Raw genomic sequence first — 24,313 nt, 5'->3', positions numbered from 1 at the left:
CGTGTGTCGTGCATAGCGGCGGACTGTGGGCACAATTGGTTTCGGCGTCGGACGGCGCGCACGGGGTCGTACGGCGCGCGATGGATGGGGAGGCAGGAACGACGGTGGCGGAACGGAGCACGGCTGCCGTCGACGTGGCAGACAACAGCGGCGAAGAGTCGCTGACCGCCAAGGCGGACCAGGCGGACCAGTCCACGGCCGACGGGGTGGCCCAGAAGCGGGAGCGGAACACGGAACCGGACGAGGCACAGGGGAGTGGCGGGACCGAGGGTCCCGGGAAGAAGGCCTCGCCGCCCGAGCTGCACAGCGGCCACAAGCTCGCCAGACGCTACCGGCTGGAGGAGTGCGTCACCCGACTGGACGGTTTCAGCAGCTGGCGCGCGGTCGACGAGAAACTTCGCCGCGCCGTCGGCGTGCACGTGCTGCCCGCGGACCACACACGGGCCCGCTCCGTCCTGGCCGCCGCCCGCTCCTCCGCCCTGCTGGGCGACCCCCGGTTCGTCCAGGTCCTGGACGCCGTCGAGGAGAACGATCTCGTCTACGTCGTCCACGAGTGGCTGCCCGACGCGACGGAGCTGACCACGCTGCTCTCCGCCGGGCCGCTGGAGCCGCACGACGCGTACCAGATGGTCAGCCAGCTCTCCTCGGCCATGGCCGCCGCACACCGCGAGGGCCTCGCCCATCTGCGCCTGAACCCGAACGCCGTGCTGCGCACGTCCACCGGGCAGTGGCGCATCCGCGGCCTCGCCGTGAACGCCGCCCTGCGCGGCATCAGCTCCGACACCCCGCAGCGCTCCGACACCGAGGCCATCGGCGCCCTGCTGTACGCCACGCTCACCCAGCGCTGGCCGTACGAGAGCGACGCCTACGGCCTGTCCGGGCTGCCCAAGGACGTCGGGCTCATCCCGCCGGACCAGGTGCGCGCCGGTGTCCACCGCGGCCTGTCGGAGCTCGCCATGCGCGCGCTCGCCAACGACGGCGCGACCGCGTCCCGGCACGAGTCCCCCTGCACCACGCCCGAGGAACTGGTCAAGGCGATCAGCGAGATGCCTCGCATCCGCCCGCCGGAGCCGGCGTTCACCGCGCCGCCCGAGTACCAGCGCACGACCTACCAGCAGGGCACGTACGGCCGTACCGCGCCGCACCCGGGCGTCACCCAGCCGGTCCCCGCCCCGCCGCCCCCGCTGCAGAGCCGTACCGGAAAGGCGCTGAAGTGGGCCGTCTCGGCCCTGCTGATCGCCGCCCTGGGACTGGGCAGCTGGCAGCTCGCGGACGCCCTGATGGACCAGGGCGGAAAGGCCGACGACCCGAACCAGACGCAGACCACGGACGGCGACGACAACAACGTCGAGAAGCCGAAGAAGCCGCAGCCCATCGCGATCCAGGGCGCCAAGGACTTCGACCCGTTCGGCTCCGACGGTTCCGAGAAGCCCGGCGACATAAGCAAGGTCCACGACAGCGCTTCCGGCACCTACTGGCAGACGGACTATTACCTGGGCGCCAAGTTCGGCAATCTGAAGTCCGGCGTCGGCGTCATCCTCGACCTCGGCAAGGTCCAGGAGGTCGGGAACGTCACCGTCACCTTCGTGGGCAGCACATCGGTCGAACTGCGCGCCGCGGACGGGGAGACGCAGCCGCAGACCTTCGACGGTTACACGAAGGTCGCCGACGGCACCGGCACCACGGTCCAGCTGAAGCCGGACAAGAAGCTCAAGTCCCGGTACCTGCTGGTCTGGCTGACCGAGCTGCCGCTCCAGGCGGACACCGGCGAGTACCGCGGCAGGGTCGTCGACATCAAGGTGACCAGCTGAAAGGGCGGGGGCGGGGGCGTGCAGAGCGACCATCACGATGCACCTGACGAGGTCCTCCTGGCGCGGCACGTCGCCGGCGACCCCGACGCCTTCGGCGAGCTCGTCCGCCGCCACCGCGACCGGCTGTGGGCCGTCGCCCTGCGCACCCTCGGCGACCGCGAGGAGGCGGCCGACGCGGTGCAGGACGCCCTCGTCTCCGCCTTCCGGGCCGCCCACACCTTCCAGGGCAAGTCGGCCGTCACGACCTGGCTGCACCGGATCACGGTGAACGCCTGCCTGGACCGCGTCCGCAAAGCCGCCTCACGCAAGACCGCTCCTGTGGACGACACCGAGCGGCTGGAGCAACTTCTGGAGCCGCACGAGTCGGCCTCGGAACCGGCGGAGCGCAACGATCTGCACCGCCAGCTCCTGGAGGCGCTCGGCACGCTCCCCGCCGAGCAGCGGGCCGCCCTCGTCCTCGTCGACATGCAGGGCTACCCGGTCGCCGAGGCGGCCCGCGTCCTCGATGTGCCGACCGGGACGGTGAAGAGCCGCTGTGCGCGCGGTAGAGCGAGACTCCTGCCGCTGCTCACCCATCTGAGGCCGGAAAACACCGGTACCGACAGGCAACCGGGTGAGGAGCGGAACCGGACGCAGGGGACATCCGTCCCACCGGCAGCGGGACCGCACGATGCGGGACCACAGGATGCCGGGCCGAGCGATTCAGCTGCTGTGAAGGGCGGAGGTGGGCGAGCGTGACATCAACGACGGACACGGCCGGGCACCCGGACATCACCGAGATCTCCGACCTCACCGAAGGCCTGCTCCCCCCGTCCCGCACAACGGACGTCCGACGGCATCTGGACGACTGCGAGCTGTGTGCCGACGTCTACGCCTCCCTGGAGGAGATCCGGGGCCTGCTCGGCACCTTGCCGGGGCCTCCGCGCATGCCCGCGGATGTCGCCGGCCGGATCGATGCGGCCCTCGCCGCGGAGGCACTGCTCAGCGCCACAGCGTCCGAGGCACCCGGGGAAGCTGGCAGCAGCGCGGCGCAGCAGGAGGCGGTGGACGTGCCTCACGGCCCGTCCGAGGCCGATGGCAGCGCCCACGTTTCACGTGAAACATCGACAGCGGCAGACCGTCCGGCCGGGCGCGCCCGCACCGCCTCCACAGGGCCGGGCCGCAAGGAACGCAAGCGGAACGGCCGTCGCAGGACCGTCGCCCTGGGCGCCGTCCTCTCGGCAGCTGCTCTCGGTTTGGGCTCCGTGCTGTGGACTTCGCTGACCGGTACCCAGCCGGACACGCCTGCCCAGGAACGGCAGACCACCGCCGTGGACACCTTCTCCGAGGGACGGCTGGAGAGCCAGGTCGCCGATCTCCTGACGCAGAAGCACACGCCGAGGGACGGCTCCCGCACTCCGGAGTGGGGCGTCGCGTCGGCCCCCGGTTCCGAGCAGCCCCGTGTCCTCAAGACGCCCACGGTCGACGTCCCCGAGTGCGTCCAGCAGGGCATCGGACGCGACGAGCCGGCCCTGGCGAGCAAGCCAGGCGTCTACAAGGGGACGGGCGTCCTCCTTGTCGTCCTGACCGATCCCGCCGACCCCTCACGGGTGACCGCCTACATCGTGGAGTCCACCTGTGTGGACCAGCCTTCACCGACCACGGCGAAGGTGCTGCTGGAGCACTCCTACGAGCGTTCCTGACGCCCACTGCTTCACACGGCCCCGATCTTCACGGCTCGCGGAGCCCGTCTCGTATAGCGGTCACCCGCCCGTGTGCCCGGACACAACGGGAATGCGCGCCCCTTAGGATCCGTTGGGTGGGGTGAGAGTTCTGAAAGGAGCTCCCACCGGTCAAACGACGCCGTCCAGAGACGAGGAATCAAGCCGTGAGCGACGTCCGTAACGTGATCATCATCGGCTCGGGGCCCGCCGGCTACACCGCGGCGCTGTACACCGCGCGCGCGTCGCTGAAGCCGCTGGTCTTCGAGGGCGCCGTCACCGCGGGCGGTGCGCTGATGAACACCACCGAGGTGGAGAACTTCCCGGGCTTCCAGGACGGCATCATGGGCCCCGAGCTCATGGACAACATGCGCGCCCAGGCCGAGCGCTTCGGCGCCGAGCTCGTCCCGGACGACATCGTCTCCGTCGACCTGACCGGTGAGATCAAGACCGTCACCGACACCGCCGGTACGGTCCACCAGGCGAAGGCCGTCATCGTCGCCACCGGCTCCCAGCACCGCAAGCTCGGGCTGCCCAACGAGGACGCGCTCTCCGGCCGCGGTGTCTCCTGGTGCGCCACCTGCGACGGCTTCTTCTTCAAGGACCAGGACATCGCCGTCATCGGCGGCGGCGACACCGCGATGGAGGAGGCCACCTTCCTGTCGCGCTTCGCCAAGTCCGTGACGATCGTCCACCGCCGGGACACCCTGCGCGCCTCCAAGGCGATGCAGGAGCGCGCCTTCGCCGACCCGAAGATCACGTTCGTCTGGGACAGCGAGGTCGCCGAGGTCCAGGGAGACCAGAAGTTGTCCGGCCTGAAGCTGCGCAACGTCAAGACCGGCGAGCTCTCGGACCTGCCGGTGACCGGCCTGTTCATCGCGATCGGCCACGACCCGCGCACGGAGCTGTTCAAGGGCCAGCTCGACCTGGACGAGGAGGGCTACCTGAAGGTGGACGCTCCGTCCACCCGGACCAACCTCACCGGTGTCTTCGGCGCCGGTGACGTGGTGGACCACACCTATCGCCAGGCGATCACCGCGGCCGGCACCGGCTGCTCCGCTGCCCTCGACGCCGAGCGGTTCCTCGCCGCCCTCGCGGACACCGAGCAGCAGGCCGAGCCCGAGAAGACCACTGTCTGACCCTCATCCCCACGCACAATCAGTTAAGGAGCCCTCCGTGGCCGGCACCCTCAAGAACGTGACCGACGACTCCTTCGAACAGGACGTCCTCAAGAACGACAAGCCCGTCCTGGTGGACTTCTGGGCCGCCTGGTGCGGTCCGTGCCGCCAGATCGCCCCGTCCCTTGAGGCGATCGCCGCCGAGTACGGCGACAAGATCGAGGTCGTCAAGCTCAACATCGACGAGAACCCGGGTACGGCGGCCAAGTACGGCGTCATGTCGATCCCGACCCTGAACGTCTACCAGGGCGGCGAGGTCGCCAAGACCATCGTCGGCGCCAAGCCGAAGGCCGCGATCATCCGCGACCTCGAGGACTTCATCGCCGAGTGACCTCCCACGGGAACGAGCAACGTTTCACGTGAAACACGAATGGGCCAGCCCGAAAGGGCTGGCCCATTCGTATGGCCGAAGCATCGCTGAGAGAAGCCCCCGGTCGGGGGCCCGCCCTACAACGGCCGCAGCGCCGGCTCCTTCTGCACGGCCCCCAGAAGCCGGTCCAACGCCATCTCCACGTCTTCCTTCCAGGAGAGCGTCGTCCTCAGCTCCAGCCGCAGCCGGGGATGCGCCGGGTGCGGCCGGACGGTCTTGAAGCCCACGGCCAGAAGATGGTCGGCGGGCAGCAGACAGGCCGACTCCTTCCAGCGCGCGTCACCGAACGCCTCGATCGCCTTGAAGCCGCGTCTCAGCAGATCCTTGGCCACCGTCTGCACCATCACCCGGCCCAGCCCCTGCCCCTGGTAGCCCGGCATGATGAACGCCGTCATCAGCTGCACCGCGTCGGGCGAAACCGGGCTCGTGGGGAACGCCGTGGAGCGCGGCACATAGGCCGGGGGCGCGTAGAGCACGAACCCCACCGGAACGTCGTCGACATACACGACCCGGCCGCAGGAGCCCCAGTCCAGCAGGACCGAGGAGATCCAGGATTCCTTCTCCGTCGCAGCGGTACCCGCCCTGACTGCGGCCTCACCGCTGACCGGGTCCAACTCCCAGAAGACACACGTGCGGCAGCGCTGGGGAAGATCCTCAAGGTTGTCCAGCGTGAGCGGTACGAGCCGACGCCCCATGAAGGCTGTTCCTCGCTTCCTATACCCGAACGCATCGTATCCACGAAGCGATTCCATCGATACCGCCAAAAAGCAAAGTGCGGGCCGTGTTCCGGTACACACCGGACACGGCCCGCACGCGCACGATCAAAGAACGCACTAGGCGAAGGCTCAGGCCTCCGACTCCTCGTCGTCGCTCTCCAGCAAGCTCTTCTGCAGCACCGGCCCCTCACCCGGAGCCAGCGTGCCGAGGATCCGCTCAAGGTCCTCCACCGAGGCGAACTCGACGGTGATCTTGCCCTTCTTCTGACCGAGGTCGACCTTCACCCGCGTCTCGAAGCGATCGGACAGCCTTGTCGCGAGATCATTCAGCGCCGGGGAGACCAGCGAGCCGGCGCGAGGGCCCTTCGGCCGCTGAGCGGTCTTGGGGTGAGAACCCATGAGGGTCACGATCTCCTCGACGGCCCGCACGGACAGCCCCTCGGCCACGATCCGGTGGGCCAACCGGTCCTGCTCCTCCGAGTCCTCGACCGAGAGCAGAGCCCGGGCGTGACCGGCGGAGAGCACGCCCGCGGCCACCCGGCGCTGGACCGCCGGGGAGAGCTTCAGCAGACGCAGCGTGTTGGAGACCTGCGGGCGGGACCGGCCGATGCGGTCCGCCAGCTGGTCGTGCGTGCAGTTGAAGTCCTTCAGCAGCTGATCGTAGGCAGCCGCCTCCTCCAGCGGGTTCAGCTGCGCCCGGTGCAGGTTCTCCAGCAGCGCGTCCAGGAGGAGCTTCTCGTCCTCGGTCGCCCGCACGATCGCCGGGATCGCTTCCAGGCCGGCCTCGCGACAGGCACGCCAGCGCCGCTCACCCATGATGAGCTCATAACGCCCGGCGCCCAGCTGCCGCACCACGACCGGCTGGAGCAGTCCGACCTCCTTGATGGAGGTGACCAGCTCGGCCAGCGCGTCCTCGTCGAAGACCTCACGCGGCTGCCGCGGGTTCGGCTTGATGGCGTCGAGCGGGATCTCGGCGAAGTGAGCGCCCATGGGAGGAGCGGGCACGTCCACGACGCCGTTGATCGACGGCTCTTCGGTTTCACGTGAAACAGGCGGCAGCATGGCCACCTTCGCCGCGGCCACTCCGCGGTCGGTGGTGAGTACCGGCACCGCCGTGGGAGACGTCGACGCGGCACCCCCCACCGCGGCCTGCGCCGGCGTCTTCTCGGTCGGGGCCGCAGGGATCAGTGCGCCGAGACCGCGGCCCAGCCCCCTCCGTCGCTCACTCACTGGATCCCCTCCACCATGCTCTGGTCGTTCTGAGCGCCGACGTGGCCGTGCATCCCGTCATAGCTGATGCCGACACCCCTCAGCGCGATTTCCCGTGCCGCCTCAAGATAGGAGAGGGCGCCGCTCGATCCCGGATCGTAGGTCAGCACCGTCTGCCCATAGCTCGGCGCCTCGGAGATGCGGACAGAGCGGGGGATGCTCGTCCGCAGCACCTCGTCACCGAAGTGGGTGCGCACCTCTTCGGCGACCTGGGACGCAAGTCGCGTCCGGCCGTCGTACATGGTGAGCAGAATCGTCGATACATGCAGGACGGGGTTGAGGTGCCCCCGCACCAGATCGACATTGCGCAGCAGCTGGCCCAGCCCCTCCAGCGCGTAGTACTCGCACTGGATCGGGATCAGGACTTCCTGCCCGGCGACCAGCGCGTTGACTGTCAGCAGGCCGAGTGAGGGCGGGCAGTCGATGAGGATGTAGTCCAGCGGCTGCTCATAAGCCTGGATCGCCCGCTGCAGACGGCTTTCTCGTGCCACCAGAGACACCAGCTCGATCTCCGCACCGGCGAGATCGATCGTGGCGGGGGCGCAGAAGAGACCTTCGACATCGGGGACCGGCTGGACGACCTCCGAGAGCGGCTTGCTGTCGACCAACACGTCGTAGATGGAAGGAACCTCGGCGTGATGGTCGATACCCAGAGCAGTGGAGGCGTTGCCCTGCGGATCGAGGTCGATCACCAGAACCCGGGCACCGTGCAGAGCCAGCGAGGCGGCAAGGTTGACGGTGGTCGTCGTCTTGCCCACGCCACCCTTCTGGTTGGCGACCACGATGACTCGCGTCTGCTCGGGCCGTGGCAGGCCCTCACCGGCGCGGCCCAGAGCCTCCACCGCCAGTTGGGCAGCACGACCGATGGGAGTGTCGTCCATCGGAGGCGGTGTTTCACGTGAAACATCCGCCCCCGTCGACTCGGTACGGGGACCGGGGACCGGATCGGTCATCGGTCCCGCGATGTTGGCGTCGGACCGCAAGGATTCACTCTCCTCGACTTCAGGCTCGCAATGAACAGAGCCTCCCATGCCTTCGGGGTCGTGAACCAGTGAGGCCTGGTCTTCTGTGGAGAAATCCACCTCTGTGGACAACTCCGTGCCACTCCCGAGGGATGAGGCGTCGGGGAGATCGGGAGCCTCGCCAAGAGACCCGAGAGGCTTACGGTCGCGGGGTTCGGCCGCGGCGCGGCCCCGGCTGATGATGCCGTGCAGCAGTGAGCGACGTTTCACGTGAAACACGATGCACAGCGGCCGAGGCCGAACTGCCGCGACACTCCGGCATGCGTAGGTTTGGCACCTTGTGTGGAGTAGGCGTTGTTGACCGCGGTGATCAGCGTCGGCGGCGAGCCCGCCCCGTCCGGGCCGCCTTCGCCCGCTTGGCCGCGAAGCGCACACCGCCGGGGCTCTCCCCGACCTCCACCCGCACGACGGTCGACAGCGGGTCGACGACCCCTTCTCCCACATGCAGGATCGAGGTCTCCACAGCACCGAGCTTGCTCAAGGCCGTCGCCGCGGCCTTCAGCTCCTCCTCGGCGGTGTCGCCCTTCAGGGCCAGCATCTCGCCGTACGGACGCAGCAGCGGGATGCCCCAGGTGGCCAGCCGGTCGAGCGGGGCCACAGCGCGGGCCGTCACCACATGGACCGGGGGCAGCTTGCCCATGACCTCCTCGGCACGGCCGCGGACGACGGTCACATGGTCAAGACCCAGCAGCTCCACGACCTCCGTAAGGAAGTTCGTCCGCCGCAGCAGCGGCTCCAGGAGCGTGATCTTCAGGTCCTCCCGGACCAGGGCCAACGGGATACCGGGCAGGCCGGCGCCCGACCCGACGTCGCACACCGTCACCCCCTCGGGCACCACCTCGGAGAGCACCGCGCAGTTCAGCAGGTGCCTCTCCCACAGGCGAGGCACTTCACGCGGGCCGATGAGCCCCCGCTGCACTCCTGCATCGGCCAGCAGCTCCGCGTACCGGACCGCGTCGGTGAAGCGATCGCCGAATACGTCACGAGCCTGTTCGGGCGCAGGGGGGAGCTCAGCTGCCTCCGTCACGGGGACCGTCCTTCCGTACCGCATCGGCGCGACGAGCGCCGACCTCCAGAACTACCAGGCTGACAAAGTTCGGCCCCGCCTGCGCAACAGACGGGGCCGGAGGAAATGTGCGTACCGAATCAGTTGGGCAACACGACGACGAAGCGCTGCGGCTCCTCGCCTTCGGATTCGCTGCGCAGACCGGCGGCCTTGACCGCGTCGTGCACGACCTTGCGCTCGAACGGCGTCATCGGCTTCATCTTGACCGGGGAACCGCTGCTCTTCGCCTCAGCGGCGGCCTTGGCGCCCAGCTCGGACAGCTCGGCGCGCTTCTTGGCCCGGTAGCCCGCGATGTCCAGCATCAGCCGGCTGCGGTCCCCGGTCTCCCGGTGCACGGCCAGGCGGGTGAGCTCCTGAAGGGCCTCCAGCACCTCGCCGTCCCGGCCGACCAGCTTCTGCAGATCACGGCTGCCGCTGTCGCTGATGATCGAGACAGAGGCGCGGTCGCCCTCGACGTCCATGTCGATATCGCCGTCGAGGTCGGCGATGTCCAGCAGACCCTCGAGGTAGTCCGCCGCGATCTCGCCTTCCTGCTCCAGGCGGGACAGGGTGTCTGCACCCTCGGCAGCGGCGGAGGTGGTGCCTTCCGTCACGGGATGGACTCCTTCTTACTTCTTGGACGGGGACTTGGGCCGCTGCGGACCCTTGCGCTGGCCGGACTGGGCCCGGCTGCGGGTGCCGCCGGACTTGGGCGCCTTGCCGGTGGATTCCCCGGCCTCGCTGTCCTGCGGTTCGTCGGACTTGCTCAGCGAGGTCTTCTCGCCGCCGCCCGCCGGCTTGGGGCCGCCGGTCTGCCGCTGGGCCTTCGTCTGCCGCTTCGGCTGCTGCCGCCTGCCGGCCGCGGTGGTGGTGGTGGTGGTGGTGGTCGTACCGTCCTCGTTCTCGGCGACGACGGTGCTCTCGCCCTTCACCACGGTGCCGTCGGCCTGAGCCGCGAGCCCGGCCTTGCTGAGGCCGTTGATGAACTTCCGCTCGTGCTCGTTGCGGTCACGGCCCTTGGCGACGATGGCCTTGACGATGGCGCGCTCACGGCGGTTGCGGGTCTTGCCGTGGTGGGTGACGTGCTTGTACAGGCGCTCCAGATACGCGGCCTGGGCCTTGGAACCCGGGGTCGGGTTGTTGTGGATGACGTACATCTGCTGGCCCATGGTCCACACGTTGGTGGTCAGCCAGTAGACGAGGACACCGACCGGGAAGTTGATGCCGAAGACGGCGAAGATCACCGGGAAGACGTACATCAGCATCTTCTGCTGCTGCATGAACGGCGTCTTCACCGTCGTGTCGACGTTCTTCATCATCAGCTGGCGCTGCGTGTAGAACTGCGACAGCGACATCAGGACGATCATGAGCGCGGTGACGATCCGCACGTCCGTGATGGTGGACCCGAGTGCTTCGACCTTCTCCGAGCTGTCGGTGAACTTCGCGGCGAGCGGGGCGCCGAAGATGTGGGCCTTCTGCGCGCTCTCCAGCAGCCGCTCGTTGATCACACCGATGGTGTCGTTCGACGCGATGCTGTTGAGCACGTGGTACAGGGCGAAGAAGAACGGCGACTGCGCCAGGATGGGAAGGCACGAGGACAGCGGGTTGGTGCCCGTGTCCTTGTAGAGCTTCATCATCTCTTCGGACTGGCGCTGCCGGTCGTTCTTGTAGCGCTCCTGGATCTTCTTCATCTCCGGCTGGAGCGTCTGCATGGCTCGCGTCGCCTTGATCTGCTTCACGAAGAGCGGGATCAGGCAGATGCGGATCAGGATCACCAGAGACACGATGGACAGGCCCCAGGCCCAGCCCGTGTCAGGGCCGAAGATCGCACCGTACAGCGAGTGGAACTGGACGATGACCCACGAGACGGGTGTGGTGATGAAGCTGAAGAGGCTGGCAATCGTGTCCACTAATCATGCTCCTTGGGCATGGGACGGGGTCTCTGCGGCCGGGCTCGAAGGGGCGTTGCTCCGAGAAGCATTCTCTTCGGTGGCCGTTTCGGCGGCGGAGGGCCCGCCCTTGCGTGCGCTCCAGGCGTTGCGCAGGATTTCGTGCCACCGCGGACGCTTGCGCGGCGGGACGTGGTCCACGCCGCCCAGTGACCACGGATTGCAACGCAGGATGCGCCAGGCCGTGAGTGCGGTGCCTTTGAGAGCCCCGTGCCGGTCGATGGCCGTGTAGCCGTAGTGGGAACACGACGGGTAGTACTTGCACACCGGCCCGAGCAGCGGGCTGATGGTCCACTGGTACAGCTTGATCAGCGCCAGCAGCGGGTACTTCATCGCGCGCCCCCTCCCAGCAGCCGCTGAAGGGCGGCGTCCAGGTCTTGGGCCAGTTGGGCGTATTCGGCGTCACCCGCACCGGGCAACGCTCGTACGACTACCAGGCTACCGGGGGGAACCTGAGCGACTCGATCGCGCATCAGATGGCGAAGTCTGCGCTTCACCTTGTTGCGCACGACGGCACCGCCCACGGCCTTGCTCACGACGAAACCCGCACGCGTCGGGGGAGCGCTCTCCCCAGGCGCGTGCGGGTCCGTGGCACCGCTTCGAAGGTGGACGACGAGGAGTGGGCGTCCGGCCCGGCGCCCTCGTCGTACCGCGGTCGCGAAGTCCTCGCGCCGCCTCAGCCGGTTCTCGGTGGGCAGCACGACGTCATGACCTGACCGGGATCAGGCGGACAGACGGGCGCGACCCTTGCTACGGCGGGACGCGAGAATCGCGCGGCCGGCACGGGTGCGCATACGCAGCCGGAAGCCGTGGGTCTTCGCGCGACGACGGTTGTTCGGCTGGAAGGTGCGCTTGCTCACTCGGGGGCTCCAGAAAAGAATCGGTGGTGGCGGGGTGCCGTCCTGGCTGTCACCGTGCGCCCACGAGTAGCTCGCGTTACGCCCGAGTGCACCGCTTTCCGATCACCGGACTACCCCCACACTGGCGGGGACGTGATCTGTGCCCATCGGAGGCAGGCGGCAGCAGCCATCGACAACTCGACCTGGTTACGGTACGCGGGGCTACGCCATCCGGTCAAACCGACAGCGACTGAGGGACACTATCCACAGGCTGGGGACAACAACTTGAACCGCACGGGTCGCCCTGACTACCGTGACTGGACTCCGATTCGTTCCCTTATCCCTACCCACCCCGATTTACATCCCGACCCGTCCCACAACCACACGTTCGTGGGACCTGTGAGAGAGCGTGCCCTGTGGCTGACGTACCTGCCGATCTTGCCGCAGTGTGGCCACGAGTACTCGAGCAGCTTCTCGGTGAGGGCCGCGGACAGGGTGTCGAGGCCAAGGACGAGCACTGGATCCGGCGCTGCCAGCCGCTCGCGCTGGTCGCCGACACCGCACTGCTGGCCGTACCGAACGAGTTTGCGAAAGGCGTGCTCGAAGGCCGCCTCGCGCCGATCGTGAGCGAGACGCTGAGCCGCGAGTGCGGCCGCCCGATCCGTATCGCGATCACCGTGGACGACTCCGCCGGCGAGCCCCCGGCCCCGCCGGCGCCGCCCACCGCGCCGCGCTACGAGGAGCCCGAGCTCCCGTCCGGCCGGTACGAGGGCTACGGCCGCCACCGCGCGGAGCCGCTCCCCGGCACCGACGACCAGCTCCCCACCGCCCGCCCGGCCTACCCGGGGGAGTACCAGCGCCCCGAGCCGGGCGCCTGGCCGCGGCCCACCCAGGACGACTACGGCTGGCAGCAGCAGCGCCTGGGCTTCCCCGACCGGGACCCGTACGCGACCCCGCCGCAGGAGTCGTACCGCTCCCACGGCCAGGACTCCTACGGTCCGCCCGCCAAGGAGTCGTACGGGTCCTCCGGGAACGACACCTACGGGCCGTCCGGCGGTGACGCCTACGGCGCGCCGTCCCAGGACTACCGGACGGGCGTGGACCGCCCGGGCATGGACCGCGCGCCGTACGACCAGCATCAGCAGCGCTCCGACTACGAGCCGTCCCGCGGCGACTACGACCAGCAGGGCGCCCGGCGCGAGCTGCCCGAGCCGCCGTCCGGCGGCGGCCCCGCGCACCGCGGTCCGGGTGGCGTCCAGCCTCCCTCCGCGGGCGGCGCCCCCGGCCCGCTGGCCGCGCAGCCCGCCCCGGCGGCCGGCCCCGGCGAGCCGACCGCGCGGCTGAACCCGAAGTACCTCTTCGACACGTTCGTGATCGGCGCGTCGAACCGTTTCGCCCACGCGGCCGCGGTGGCCGTCGCCGAGGCGCCCGCGAAGGCGTACAACCCGCTGTTCATCTACGGCGAGTCCGGCCTGGGCAAGACGCACCTGCTGCACGCGATCGGGCACTACGCGCGGAGCCTCTACCCGGGCACGCGGGTGCGGTACGTGAGCTCGGAGGAGTTCACCAACGAGTTCATCAACTCCATCCGCGACGGCAAGGGCGACAGCTTCCGCAAGCGCTACCGCGAGATGGACATCCTGCTCGTCGACGACATCCAGTTCCTGGCGGACAAGGAGTCGACGCAGGAGGAGTTCTTCCACACCTTCAACACGCTCCACAACGCCAACAAGCAGATCGTGCTCTCCAGCGACCGGCCGCCCAAGCAGCTGGTGACCCTGGAGGACCGGCTGAGGAACCGTTTCGAGTGGGGCCTGATCACGGACGTCCAGCCGCCCGAGCTGGAGACGCGGATCGCGATCCTGCGCAAGAAGGCGGTCCAGGAGCAGCTGAACGCCCCGCCGGAGGTGCTGGAGTTCATCGCCTCCCGCATCTCGCGCAACATCCGCGAGCTGGAGGGCGCGCTGATCCGGGTGACGGCGTTCGCGTCGCTCAACCGGCAGCCGGTGGACCTGGGCCTGACGGAGATCGTCCTCAAGGACCTGATCCCCGGTGGCGAGGACTCGGCGCCCGAGATCACCTCGACGGCCATCATGAGCGCCACGGCCGACTACTTCGGGCTGACCGTCGAGGACCTGTGCGGCACCTCGCGCGGCCGCGCGCTGGTCACCGCGCGGCAGATCGCCATGTACCTGTGCCGTGAGCTGACGGACCTGTCGCTGCCGAAGATCGGCGCGCTGTTCGGCGGCCGCGACCACACGACGGTGATGCACGCCGACCGCAAGATCCGCAATCTGATGGCCGAGCGGCGCTCCATCTACAACCAGGTCACCGAGCTCACGAACCGCATCAAGAACGGCTGACAGGCCCACCCGTACGGCACTGAGGGCGCCCCTGGAGACGATCCGGGGGCGCCCTTCGTCATGCCGGCGCCGCTCCTGCCGGTCACCCGGTGTTCGATTTTCTGCCCGGTTACGGCCACTCTCCACAGATTCGGTGACTTTCTTCCGTCCACACACTGGGGACTGCGAAGTTGTCCAGATCGTGTCCACAGGCAACCCTGTTGAAAGACGATCAGACCAGGTCAGCCGCTTGTGGATTGGTGGACGAACGATCTCCACAGCTTGTGGACAACGCGGCGGTCCACAAGCTGTGCACGAAGTTGTCCACGGGCAACCCACAGGCTGGGGGCGGTTGTCCCCAGTGATCCCCAGCTTCTCCACATGGCTGTCCACTGTTCGGCAACGTGACGCACCTGCTCACCGCGTCGAGTGAAAGCCGTCACACAAAGCTGCCGGGTTGGGCTGTGGGAAAGACGGGTAAAGCTGGGGACGGCGCTGGGGAGAACTCGCCCTCGCCTGTGCACGGGGTGTGCAGAACTTTCCGTTCTCCACAGAGACCGCTGGTTGTCCACCGGCGCCACCCACAGGGCCCGTGGACAAAATCTCCGCGCTGAGCTGGGCAAACGTGGTTATCCACGGTATCCACAGGCCCTACTACTACCAACGACTAGAGAGAGCGCGGAATTCGTTTCGAAGAGGGCCCTGTGCACAACTCGCTCTTCGCTGCCCGGCTGCCCCTCGTCACGACTTGACCCCGAGAGGCACCTACTGTCAGTGCGGTGCGTCAGACTGGACCCCGGTGTCCTTCCCCTCACCGGGGCCGGTGACACCGAGACAGACGACGAAGGCGAAGCAGGGCGAGAAGCGCCGGCAACAGCAGGAGGCGGCTTACGGTGAAGATCCGGGTGGAACGCGACGTACTCGCGGAGGCAGTGGCCTGGGCGGCGCGCAGCCTCCCGGCCCGTCCGCCGGCGCCGGTCCTCGCCGGCCTGCTGCTGAAGGCCGAGGACGGTCAGCTGAGCCTGTCGAGCTTCGACTACGAGGTCTCCGCGCGGGTGAGCGTCGAGGCCGAGGTCGAGGAGGAGGGCACGGTCCTGGTATCCGGCCGCCTGCTCGCAGACATCTCGCGCGCCCTCCCCAACCGGCCGGTGGAGATTTCCACAGACGGTGTACGGGCGACCGTGGTCTGCGGCTCCTCCCGCTTCACGCTCCACACACTGCCTGTGGAGGAGTACCCGTCGCTGCCGCAGATGCCGAACGCCACGGGCACCGTCCCCGGCGAGGTCTTCGCCTCCGCCGTACAGCAGGTCGCCATCGCCGCCGGCCGTGACGACACGCTGCCCGTGCTCACCGGTGTGCGCATCGAGATCGAGGGCGACACGGTCACGCTGGCCTCCACCGACCGCTACCGCTTCGCGGTCCGTGAGTTCCTGTGGAAGCCGGAGAACCCGGACGCCTCCGCGGTCGCCCTGGTGCCCGCCAAGACGCTCCTGGACACCGCCAAGGCGCTCACCAGCGGCGACAGCGTCACCCTGGCGCTCTCCGGTTCCGGAGCGGGCGAGGGCCTGATCGGTTTCGAGGGCGCGGGCCGGCGGACGACCACCCGCCTGCTGGAGGGCGACCTCCCGAAGTACCGCACGCTGTTCCCGACGGAGTTCAACAGCGTCGCCGTGATCGAGACCGCCCCGTTCGTGGAGGCCGTCAAGCGTGTGGCGCTGGTCGCCGAGCGCAACACCCCGGTGCGGCTCAGCTTCGAGCAGGGCGTGCTGATCCTGGAGGCGGGCTCCAGCGACGACGCACAGGCTGTGGAAAGGGTCGACGCCCAGCTGGAGGGCGACGACATCTCGATCGCCTTCAACCCGACCTTCCTGCTGGACGGTCTGAGCGCGATCGACTCCCCGGTGGCCCAGCTGTCCTTCACCACGTCCACCAAGCCCGCGCTGCTCAGCGGCAAGCCGGCGCTGGACGCGGAGGCGGACGAGGCCTACAAGTACCTGATCATGCCGGTGCGCCTCAGCGGCTGATCGCCCTCGGCAGCGGTCGGCAGCAGCGAAAACGGCAGCTCAGGGCATGTGTGCGTATGAGCGCGTATGCCCACAGGTGTGCACGAGAATCCGGGTTTAGGCTCGGACACAGGTACGCCGGTGCCGGGGCGGGAAACCGCCCGGCACGGCCGTGCCGTCACGCCACCTCGGACACCTAAGGAACACAACTGATGGAGCTCGGTCTCGTCGGCCTCGGCAAGATGGGCGGCAACATGCGCGAGCGGATCCGCCGCGCGGGCCACACCGTCGTCGGATACGACCGCAATGCGGACCTCGCCGATGTCCACAGCCTGGAAGAGCTTGTGGGCAAGCTCAAGGGCCCGCGCGTCGTATGGGTCATGGTGCCGGCCGGTGAGGCCACCCAGTCGACCGTCGACCAGCTCGCCGAGCTGCTGGAGCCCGGTGACATCGTCGTGGACGGCGGCAACTCGCGCTGGACGGACGACGAGAAGCACGCCGCCCAGCTGGCCGCCAAGGGCATCGGTTTCGTGGACTGCGGCGTCTCCGGCGGTGTGTGGGGCCTGGAGAACGGCTACGCGCTGATGTACGGCGGCGACGCCGAGCACGTCGCCAAGGTGCAGCCGATCTTCGACGCGCTCAAGCCGGAGGGCGACTTCGGCTCGGTGCACGCCGGCAAGGTCGGCGCGGGCCACTTCGCGAAGATGGTCCACAACGGCATCGAGTACGCCATGATGCAGGCCTACGCCGAGGGCTGGGAGCTGCTGGAGAAGGTCGACTCCGTGGAGAACGTCCGCGAGGTCTTCCGCTCCTGGCAGGAGGGCACGGTCATCCGTTCCTGGCTGCTGGACCTGGCGGTCAACGCCCTCGACGAGGACGAGCACCTGGACGAGCTGCGCGGTTACGCACAGGACTCCGGCGAGGGGCGCTGGACTGTGGAAGCCGCCATCGACAACGCCGTGCCGCTGCCCGCGATCACGGCCTCCCTGTTCGCGCGGTTCGCCTCGCGTCAGGACGACTCGCCGCAGATGAAGATGATCGCCGCGCTGCGCAACCAGTTCGGCGGCCACGCGGTCGAGAAGAAGTAATCCACACCCTGGGGAAACCCCGGGACGCACGTCCCGGGGAACTCCGGGACACACTGCCCGGGGAAACCCGGGAACCCCCGGGGACGACCCGGGGAGACCACGCCGGGGAGGTCGGCGAAACGACCATGCACGTCACGCATCTGTCGCTGGCCGACTTCCGCTCGTACGCCCGGGCCGAGGTCCCGCTCGACCCGGGCGTCACCGCGTTCGTCGGCCCCAACGGCCAGGGCAAGACGAACCTCGTCGAGGCCGTCGGCTATCTCGCGAGCCTCGGCAGCCACCGCGTCTCCTCCGACGCCCCCTTGGTCCGCATGGGCGCCGAGCGGGCGATCATCCGCGCCCAGGTCCGGCAGGGCGAACGGCAGCAACTGGTCGAGCTGGAGCTGAACCCCGGCAAGGCCAACCGCGCCCGCATCAACCGGTCGTCGCAGGTCAGGCCCCGCGACGTGCTCGGCATCCTGCGCACCGTCCTGTTCGCGCCGGAGGACCTGGCGCTGGTGAAGGGCGACCCCGGGGAGCGGCGCCGCTTCCTCGACGAGCTGATCACCGCCCGCTCCCCGCGCATGGCCGGCGTGCGCTCGGACTACGACCGGGTCCTCAAGCAGCGCAACACCCTGCTGAAGACGGCCGCGCTGGCCCGCCGCCACGGCGGCCGCTCCATGGACCTGTCCACCCTCGACGTCTGGGACCAGCACCTCGCCCGCGCGGGCGCCGAGCTGCTCGCCCAGCGCCTCGATCTGATCAATGCGATCCAGCCGCTCGCCGACAAGGCGTACGAGCAGCTGGCTCCCGGCGGCGGCCCGATCACTCTGGACTACAAGCCGTCCGCCCCCGGCGAGGCCCACACCCGCGAGGCGCTGTTCGAACAGCTGATGGCGGCGCTCGCCGACGTCCGCAAGCAGGAGATCGAGCGGGGCGTCACCCTCGTCGGCCCGCACCGCGACGACCTGCTGCTCAAGCTCGGCGAACTCCCCGCCAAGGGCTACGCCTCGCACGGCGAGTCCTGGTCCTACGCTCTGGCCCTGCGCCTCGCCTCCTACGACCTGCTGCGCGCCGAGGGCAACGAGCCGGTGCTGATCCTGGACGACGTGTTCGCCGAGCTGGACGCCCGCCGCCGTGAGCGGCTGGCCGAGCTGGTCGCGCCCGGCGAGCAGGTGCTGGTGACGGCCGCGGTCGACGACGACGTACCCGGCGTACTGACCGGGACGCGGTACGCCGTGTCCGGCGGGACGGTGGAGCGCGTATGAACGAGTCCGAGAAGCGCAACGGCCCCGAGCGGCCGAAGCAGCCCGAGCCGTCCGGCGTCGACCTCGCGCGCGTGGCGCTGCGCGCGGCGAAGGAGGCGGCACGCGCGCGTGGGGACGCGGCGCAGCAGAAGAAGCAGGCCCGGCGCGGCGGTGGCCTGCGCTCCGGCGCGCGCGCCGACGGCCGCGATCCGATGGCGCTCGGCGCGGCGATCAACCGGCTGCTCACCGAGCGCGGCTGGGAGGCGCCGGCCGCGGTGGGCGGGGTCATGGGCCGCTGGCCGGAGATCGTCGGCGAGGACCTGGCCAAGCACTGCGTGCCGGACCGGTACGACGAGGACGAGCGGGTGCTCGTGGTGCGCTGCGACTCCACGGCCTGGGCGACGAACCTGCGGCTGCTCGCCCCGCAGCTGGTGGCCCGGCTGAACGAGGACCTGGGCCACGGCACGGTCCGGATGATCAAGGTCTACGGTCCGGGTGGCCCCGCCCGCCGCTACGGCCCCCTGCGCGCTCCGGGCAGCACCGGGCCGGGCGACACCTACGGCTGAGCGCCGGCACCCAGGGCCGAGCGCCCCGCGAGCACGTCCGCAGCCGGGTGCGGCCCTTCACCAGTCTCACGTGACCGACCTCACGTTCACTCGCCCCAGAGCCCCTCTTTTCCACAGCAGTCACTGTCTTGTCGTACAACCGCACGCGCATGCGAATTTCGACCTGACCGGGGAGTAGCTATGGGTTGACACCTCGAAGCGCTGGGTGCCGCTGTGAGCCTCTTGGAGCCCCCATCCGCATATCGGGACCCGATCGAGGACGGTTCAGGGCGGCACATGCGGACTCAGGTACCGGCAAACCCCCATCACTGTCAGTGCTACCGGTAGACTGGAAGACAATCCCGCCCCGAACGTGGGGACCGCCCGGGAAACGCTGAGCAACGCTGATCAAGGCTTACCAACGCAACATGCCGCAGCCGCTCCGGCAGCCCTCCAGGAGGGGGTACTCCCAGGAGCCCGGCTCGTGCTGTGCCAGAAAGGGCGCTTCGTGGCCGATTCCGGCAACCCCAACGAGAACATCCCGTCCACCGAGGCCATGGCAGAAGGTGCCGAGGCCTCCGTCACTGCGTCCTACGACGCCAGTGCCATCACCGTCCTCGAGGGTCTGGACGCGGTCCGCAAGCGACCCGGTATGTACATCGGCTCCACCGGCGAGCGTGGTCTGCATCACCTCGTGTACGAGGTCGTCGACAACTCCGTCGACGAGGCGCTGGCCGGGCACGCGGACACGATCGAGGTGACGATCCTGGCCGACGGCGGCGTCCGTGTCGTCGACAACGGCCGTGGCATCCCGGTGGGCATCGTCCCGTCCGAGGGCAAGCCGGCCGTCGAGGTCGTGCTGACCGTGCTCCACGCGGGCGGCAAGTTCGGCGGCGGCGGCTACGCGGTCTCCGGTGGTCTGCACGGTGTCGGCGTCTCGGTCGTGAACGCCCTGTCCAGCAAGGTCTCCGTCGAGGTGAAGACGGACGGCCACCGCTGGACGCAGGACTACAAGATGGGCGTTCCGACGGCCCCCCTCGCCCAGCACGAGGCCACGGACGAGACCGGCACCTCGGTCACCTTCTGGGCCGACGGCGACATCTTCGAGACCACGGAGTACTCCTTCGAGACGCTGTCGCGGCGTTTCCAGGAGATGGCGTTCCTGAACAAGGGACTGACCATCAAGCTCACCGACGAGCGCGAGTCGGCGAAGGCCACGGCCGGCGCGGACGAAGCGGGCGCGGACGAGAAGGACGAGCCCAAGACCGTCACGTACCACTACGAGGGCGGCATCGTCGACTTCGTGAAGTACCTCAACTCCCGCAAGGGAGACGTGGTGCACCCCACCGTCATCGACCTGGAGGCGGAGGACAAGGACAAGAGCCTCTCCCTCGAAGTCGCGATGCAGTGGAACAGCGGCTACAGCGAGGGCGTCTACTCCTTCGCCAACATCATCCACACCCACGAGGGCGGCACCCACGAAGAGGGCTTCCGCGCGGCGCTGACGAACCTGATCAACAAGTACGCGCGCGACAAGAAGCTGCTCCGCGAGAAGGACGACAACCTCACGGGTGACGACATCCGCGAGGGTCTGACCGCGATCATCTCGGTCAAGCTGAGCGAGCCCCAGTTCGAGGGCCAGACCAAGACCAAGCTGGGCAACACGGAGGCCAAGACCTTCGTGCAGAAGGCGGTCTACGAGCACCTCACCGACTGGCTCGACCGCAACCCCAACGAGGCCGCGGACATCGTCCGCAAGGGCATTCAGGCGGCCACCGCGCGCGTGGCGGCCCGCAAGGCCCGCGACCTGACCCGCCGCAAGGGCCTGCTGGAGACGGCATCGCTGCCGGGCAAGCTGTCCGACTGCCAGTCGAACGACCCGACCAAGTGCGAGATCTTCATCGTCGAGGGTGACTCCGCCGGCGGTTCGGCCAAGTCCGGCCGCAACCCGGAGTACCAGGCGATCCTCCCGATCCGAGGCAAGATCCTCAACGTCGAGAAGGCGCGGATCGACAAAATCCTGCAGAACCAGGAGATCCAGGCGCTGATCTCCGCCTTCGGCACCGGAGTCCACGAGGACTTCGACATCGAGAAGCTCCGGTATCACAAGATCATCCTGATGGCGGACGCCGACGTCGACGGCCAGCACATCAACACCCTGCTGCTGACCTTCCTGTTCCGCTTCATGCGGCCGCTGGTCGAGGCCGGCCATGTGTTCCTGTCCCGTCCCCCGCTGTACAAGATCAAGTGGGGCCGGGAGGACGTCGAGTACGCGTACTCCGACCGCGAGCGCGACGCGCTGCTCGAGATGGGCCGCCAGCGCGGCAAGCGGGTCCGCGAGGACTCGATCCAGCGCTTCAAGGGCCTCGGTGAGATGAACGCCGAGGAGCTGCGCGTGACGACCATGGACCAGGAGCACCGCGTCCTCGGCCAGGTCACCCTCGACGACGCCGCCCAGGCCGACGAGCTGTTCTCGGTCCTGATGGGCGAGGACGTCGAGGCCCGCCGCGCGTTCATCCAGCGCAACGCCAAGGACGTCCGCTTCCTCGACATCTGAGTCGGTCTCAGCTGACCGCACCAGGAAGGATCCCCACCCGCAATGACCGACGAGAACACTCCCGTCACCCCGGAGCAGGGCGGCGAGGTCGCCATGCGCATCGAGCCCGTCGGGCTCGAGACGGAGATGCAGCGCTCGTACCTCGACTACGCGATGTCCGTCATCGTCTCGCGTGCGCTGCCGGACGTCCGGGACGGCCTCAAGCCCGTCCACCGCCGCGTGCTGTACGCGATGTACGACGGCGGCTACCGCCCCGAGCGCGGCTTCTACAAGTGCGCGCGCGTGGTCGGCGACGTCATGGGCAACTACCACCCCCACGGCGACAGCTCCATCTACGACGCCCTGGTCCGCCTCGCCCAGCCGTGGGCGATGCGCATGCCGCTCGTCGACTCCAACGGCAACTTCGGTTCCCCGGGCAACGACCCGGCCGCGGCCATGCGGTACACCGAGTGCAAGATGGCGCCGCTGTCGATGGAGATGGTCCGCGACATCGACGAGGAGACCGTCGACTTCACGGACAACTACGACGGCCGCTCCCAGGAGCCGACCGTCCTGCCCTCCCGCTTCCCGAACCTGCTGATCAACGGCTCCGCCGGTATCGCGGTCGGCATGGCGACCAACATCCCGCCGCACAACCTGCGCGAGGTCGCCGCCGGCGCCCAGTGGTACCTGGAGAACCCCGAGGCCTCGCACGAGGAGCTGCTGGACGCGCTCATCGAGCGCATCAAGGGCCCCGACTTCCCGACCGGCGCCCTCGTCGTCGGCCGCAAGGGCATCGAGGAGGCCTACCGCACCGGCCGTGGCTCGATCACCATGCGTGCGGTCGTGGAGGTCGAGGAGATCCAGAACCGCCAGTGCCTGGTGGTCACGGAGCTGCCGTACCAGACCAACCCGGACAACCTCGCGCAGAAGATCGCCGACCTGGTGAAGGACGGCAAGATCGGCGGCATCGCGGACGTCCGCGACGAGACGTCGTCCCGTACGGGCCAGCGCCTGGTGATCGTCCTGAAGCGGGACGCGGTCGCCAAGGTCGTCCTGAACAACCTGTACAAGCACACCGACCTGCAGACCAACTTCGGCGCGAACATGCTGGCGCTGGTGGACGGCGTGCCGCGCACCCTCTCGCTGGACGCGTTCATCCGTCACTGGGTGACGCACCAGATCGAGGTCATCGTCCGCCGTACGCGTTTCCGGCTGCGCAAGGCCGAGGAGCGCGCGCACATCCTGCGCGGCCTCCTGAAGGCCCTGGACGCCATCGACGAGGTCATCGCGCTGATCCGGCGCAGCGAGACCGTCGAGATCGCCCGCGGCGGCCTGATGGACCTGCTGGAGATCGACGAGATCCAGGCCAACGCGATCCTGGAGATGCAGCTCCGCCGCCTCGCGGCCCTGGAGCGGCAGAAGATCGTCCAGGAGCACGACGAGCTCCAGGCGAAGATCAACGAGTACAACGAGATCCTGGCCTCCCCGGTCCGCCAGCGCGGCATCGTCAGCGAGGAGCTCGCCGCGATCGTCGAGAAGTACGGCGACGACCGCAAGACCCAGCTGGTGCCCTACGACGGTGACATGTCCATCGAGGACCTGATCGCCGAGGAGGACATCGTCGTCACCGTCACGCGCGGCGGCTACGTCAAGCGCACCAAGACGGACGACTACCGCGCCCAGAAGCGCGGCGGCAAGGGCGTACGCGGCGCGAAGCTGAAGGAAGACGACATCGTCGACCACTTCTTCGTGTCGACCACGCACCACTGGCTGCTGTTCTTCACCAACAAGGGCCGGGTGTACCGCGCGAAGGCCTACGAGCTGCCGGACGCCGGCCGGGACGCGCGCGGTCAGCACGTCGCCAACCTGCTGGCCTTCCAGCCGGACGAGGCGATCGCCGAGATCCTCGCGATCCGCGACTACGAGGCGGCGCCGTACCTGGTCCTGGCCACCAAGGCCGGCCTGGTGAAGAAGACCTCGCTGAAGGACTACGACTCCCCTCGCTCGGGTGGCGTCATCGCCATCAACCTGCGGGAGCGGGAGGACGGCTCCGACGACGAGCTGATCGGCGCCGAGCTGGTCTCGGCCGACGACGATCTGCTGCTGATCAGCAAGAAGGCGCAGTCGATCCGATTCACGGCAACGGACGAGTCGCTGCGGCCCATGGGCCGTGCCACTTCGGGCGTCAAGGGCATGAGTTTCCGTGAGGGAGACGAACTGCTCTCGATGAATGTTGTTCGACCCGGTACGTTCGTGTTCACTGCCACCGACGGCGGGTACGCGAAGCGGACCGCTGTCGACGAGTACCGCGTTCAGGGACGCGGCGGCCTCGGCATCAAGGCCGCCAAGATCGTCGAAGACCGCGGTTCGCTCGTCGGTGCGCTGGTGGTCGAGGAGACCGACGAGATCCTCGCCATCACGCTGTCGGGCGGTGTGATTCGTACGCGAGTCAACGAGGTCAGGGAGACGGGCCGTGACACCATGGGCGTTCAACTGATCAATCTGGGCAAGCGCGATGCCGTGGTCGGCATCGCACGTAACGCCGAGGCGGGGCGCGAGGCGGAGGAGGTCGACGGCGACGTGGCCGTCGACGAGACCGCCGAGGACGCCGTGACCAGCGGCACGGACGAGGGTGAGGCGCCCTCGGTCGAGTAGCACGAGGAGTGAGTCA

At 68.7% G+C, this 24,313-nt stretch carries 21 protein-coding genes; 12 read left to right on the top strand and 9 right to left on the bottom strand.

Going from position 1 to position 24,313, the window contains the following annotated elements; translation table 11 throughout:
• Positions 1-104: 104 nt before the first annotated feature.
• The 5 genes from ACSU6L_RS18610 (at position 105) to trxA (ending at position 5,020) form a co-directional block, all read left to right on the top strand.
• The gene (locus ACSU6L_RS18610; protein ID WP_437058231.1) at positions 105-1,811 is read left to right on the top strand and encodes a serine/threonine protein kinase; all 1,707 of its coding nucleotides are present in this window, start codon (positions 105-107) and stop codon (positions 1,809-1,811) included.
• Positions 1,812-1,829: 18 nt separating this feature from the next.
• The gene (sigM, locus tag ACSU6L_RS18605) at positions 1,830-2,549 is read left to right on the top strand and encodes an RNA polymerase sigma factor SigM (protein ID WP_437058229.1); all 720 of its coding nucleotides are present in this window, start codon (positions 1,830-1,832) and stop codon (positions 2,547-2,549) included.
• Positions 2,546-3,493, top strand: a complete 948-nt coding sequence (locus tag ACSU6L_RS18600) for a hypothetical protein (RefSeq protein ID WP_437058227.1) — start codon at positions 2,546-2,548, stop codon at positions 3,491-3,493. Before sigM ends, ACSU6L_RS18600 begins: the two co-directional genes overlap by 4 nt.
• Positions 3,494-3,678: 185 nt before the next feature.
• On the top strand, positions 3,679-4,650 hold the full coding sequence (gene trxB, locus ACSU6L_RS18595) for a thioredoxin-disulfide reductase (RefSeq protein WP_073944725.1): 972 nt from the start codon (positions 3,679-3,681) through the stop codon (positions 4,648-4,650).
• Between the two features lie 37 nt (positions 4,651-4,687).
• Positions 4,688-5,020 carry a thioredoxin gene (trxA, locus tag ACSU6L_RS18590; RefSeq protein ID WP_073944724.1) on the top strand — a complete coding sequence of 111 codons (333 nt, stop codon included), beginning with the start codon at positions 4,688-4,690 and terminating at the stop codon, positions 5,018-5,020.
• A gap of 116 nt (positions 5,021-5,136) precedes the next feature.
• Here trxA and ACSU6L_RS18585 read toward each other — a convergent pair whose 3' ends face one another.
• The 9 genes from ACSU6L_RS18585 to rpmH all read right to left on the bottom strand — a co-directional run bounded on the left by ACSU6L_RS18585 (position 5,137) and on the right by rpmH (position 11,920).
• Positions 5,137-5,754 (bottom strand): GNAT family N-acetyltransferase, encoded by a 618-nt coding sequence (locus ACSU6L_RS18585; RefSeq protein WP_437058224.1) that lies wholly within the window; start codon positions 5,752-5,754, stop codon positions 5,137-5,139.
• 150 nt (positions 5,755-5,904) lie between these two features.
• Entirely contained in the window at positions 5,905-7,005 is a 1,101-nt protein-coding gene (locus tag ACSU6L_RS18580; protein WP_437058222.1) for a ParB/RepB/Spo0J family partition protein, read from the bottom strand.
• A complete protein-coding gene (locus ACSU6L_RS18575; RefSeq protein ID WP_073944816.1) occupies positions 7,002-8,075 on the bottom strand; it encodes a ParA family protein in 1,074 nt (357 codons plus the stop codon). Before ACSU6L_RS18575 ends, ACSU6L_RS18580 begins: the two co-directional genes overlap by 4 nt.
• Before the next feature lie 301 nt (positions 8,076-8,376).
• Positions 8,377-9,093, bottom strand: coding sequence for a 16S rRNA (guanine(527)-N(7))-methyltransferase RsmG (rsmG, locus tag ACSU6L_RS18570; RefSeq protein WP_073944721.1), 717 nt, complete (start codon positions 9,091-9,093; stop codon positions 8,377-8,379).
• A 119-nt stretch (positions 9,094-9,212) separates the two neighbouring features.
• On the bottom strand, positions 9,213-9,725 hold the full coding sequence (locus tag ACSU6L_RS18565; RefSeq protein ID WP_073944720.1) for a protein jag: 513 nt from the start codon (positions 9,723-9,725) through the stop codon (positions 9,213-9,215).
• A 15-nt stretch (positions 9,726-9,740) separates the two neighbouring features.
• The gene (yidC, locus tag ACSU6L_RS18560; RefSeq protein ID WP_437058219.1) at positions 9,741-11,021 is read right to left on the bottom strand and encodes a membrane protein insertase YidC; all 1,281 of its coding nucleotides are present in this window, start codon (positions 11,019-11,021) and stop codon (positions 9,741-9,743) included.
• 3 nt (positions 11,022-11,024) lie between these two features.
• Positions 11,025-11,393, bottom strand: a complete 369-nt coding sequence (gene yidD / locus ACSU6L_RS18555; protein ID WP_437058217.1) for a membrane protein insertion efficiency factor YidD — start codon at positions 11,391-11,393, stop codon at positions 11,025-11,027.
• Positions 11,390-11,761 (bottom strand): ribonuclease P protein component, encoded by a 372-nt coding sequence (gene rnpA, locus ACSU6L_RS18550; RefSeq protein WP_437058215.1) that lies wholly within the window; start codon positions 11,759-11,761, stop codon positions 11,390-11,392. Before rnpA ends, yidD begins: the two co-directional genes overlap by 4 nt.
• A 21-nt stretch (positions 11,762-11,782) precedes the next feature.
• Positions 11,783-11,920, bottom strand: a complete 138-nt coding sequence (gene rpmH, locus ACSU6L_RS18545) for a 50S ribosomal protein L34 (RefSeq protein ID WP_003956500.1) — start codon at positions 11,918-11,920, stop codon at positions 11,783-11,785.
• Between the two features lie 395 nt (positions 11,921-12,315).
• Between rpmH and dnaA the strand changes: the two genes are divergently transcribed.
• The 7 genes from dnaA to gyrA all read left to right on the top strand — a co-directional run bounded on the left by dnaA (position 12,316) and on the right by gyrA (position 24,297).
• Positions 12,316-14,262, top strand: a complete 1,947-nt coding sequence (dnaA, locus tag ACSU6L_RS18540; RefSeq protein WP_437058213.1) for a chromosomal replication initiator protein DnaA — start codon at positions 12,316-12,318, stop codon at positions 14,260-14,262.
• Between the two features lie 872 nt (positions 14,263-15,134).
• Positions 15,135-16,265 (top strand): DNA polymerase III subunit beta, encoded by a 1,131-nt coding sequence (dnaN, locus tag ACSU6L_RS18535; protein WP_365508775.1) that lies wholly within the window; start codon positions 15,135-15,137, stop codon positions 16,263-16,265.
• Positions 16,266-16,456: 191 nt separating this feature from the next.
• Positions 16,457-17,332 carry a phosphogluconate dehydrogenase (NAD(+)-dependent, decarboxylating) gene (gene gnd, locus ACSU6L_RS18530; RefSeq protein ID WP_437058210.1) on the top strand — a complete coding sequence of 292 codons (876 nt, stop codon included), beginning with the start codon at positions 16,457-16,459 and terminating at the stop codon, positions 17,330-17,332.
• Positions 17,333-17,457: 125 nt separating this feature from the next.
• Entirely contained in the window at positions 17,458-18,579 is a 1,122-nt protein-coding gene (recF, locus tag ACSU6L_RS18525) for a DNA replication/repair protein RecF (RefSeq protein WP_437058208.1), read from the top strand.
• Positions 18,576-19,124: a DUF721 domain-containing protein gene (locus ACSU6L_RS18520; protein WP_437058206.1), complete on the top strand. Its 549-nt coding sequence runs from the start codon at positions 18,576-18,578 to the stop codon at positions 19,122-19,124. Before recF ends, ACSU6L_RS18520 begins: the two co-directional genes overlap by 4 nt.
• Positions 19,125-19,587: 463 nt before the next feature.
• Complete coding sequence (gyrB, locus tag ACSU6L_RS18515) at positions 19,588-21,660, top strand: DNA topoisomerase (ATP-hydrolyzing) subunit B (RefSeq protein WP_198948631.1); 2,073 nt, start codon at positions 19,588-19,590, stop codon at positions 21,658-21,660.
• 42 nt (positions 21,661-21,702) lie between these two features.
• Positions 21,703-24,297, top strand: a complete 2,595-nt coding sequence (gene gyrA / locus ACSU6L_RS18510) for a DNA gyrase subunit A (RefSeq protein ID WP_437058203.1) — start codon at positions 21,703-21,705, stop codon at positions 24,295-24,297.
• Positions 24,298-24,313 lie beyond the last annotated feature (16 nt).

This window comes from Streptomyces sp. enrichment culture (assembly GCF_964272855.1).
GTDB lineage: Bacteria > Actinomycetota > Actinomycetes > Streptomycetales > Streptomycetaceae > Streptomyces.
The sequence above is the reverse complement of the archived record's forward strand: the minus strand, read 5'-3'. Positions and strand labels throughout refer to the sequence as shown.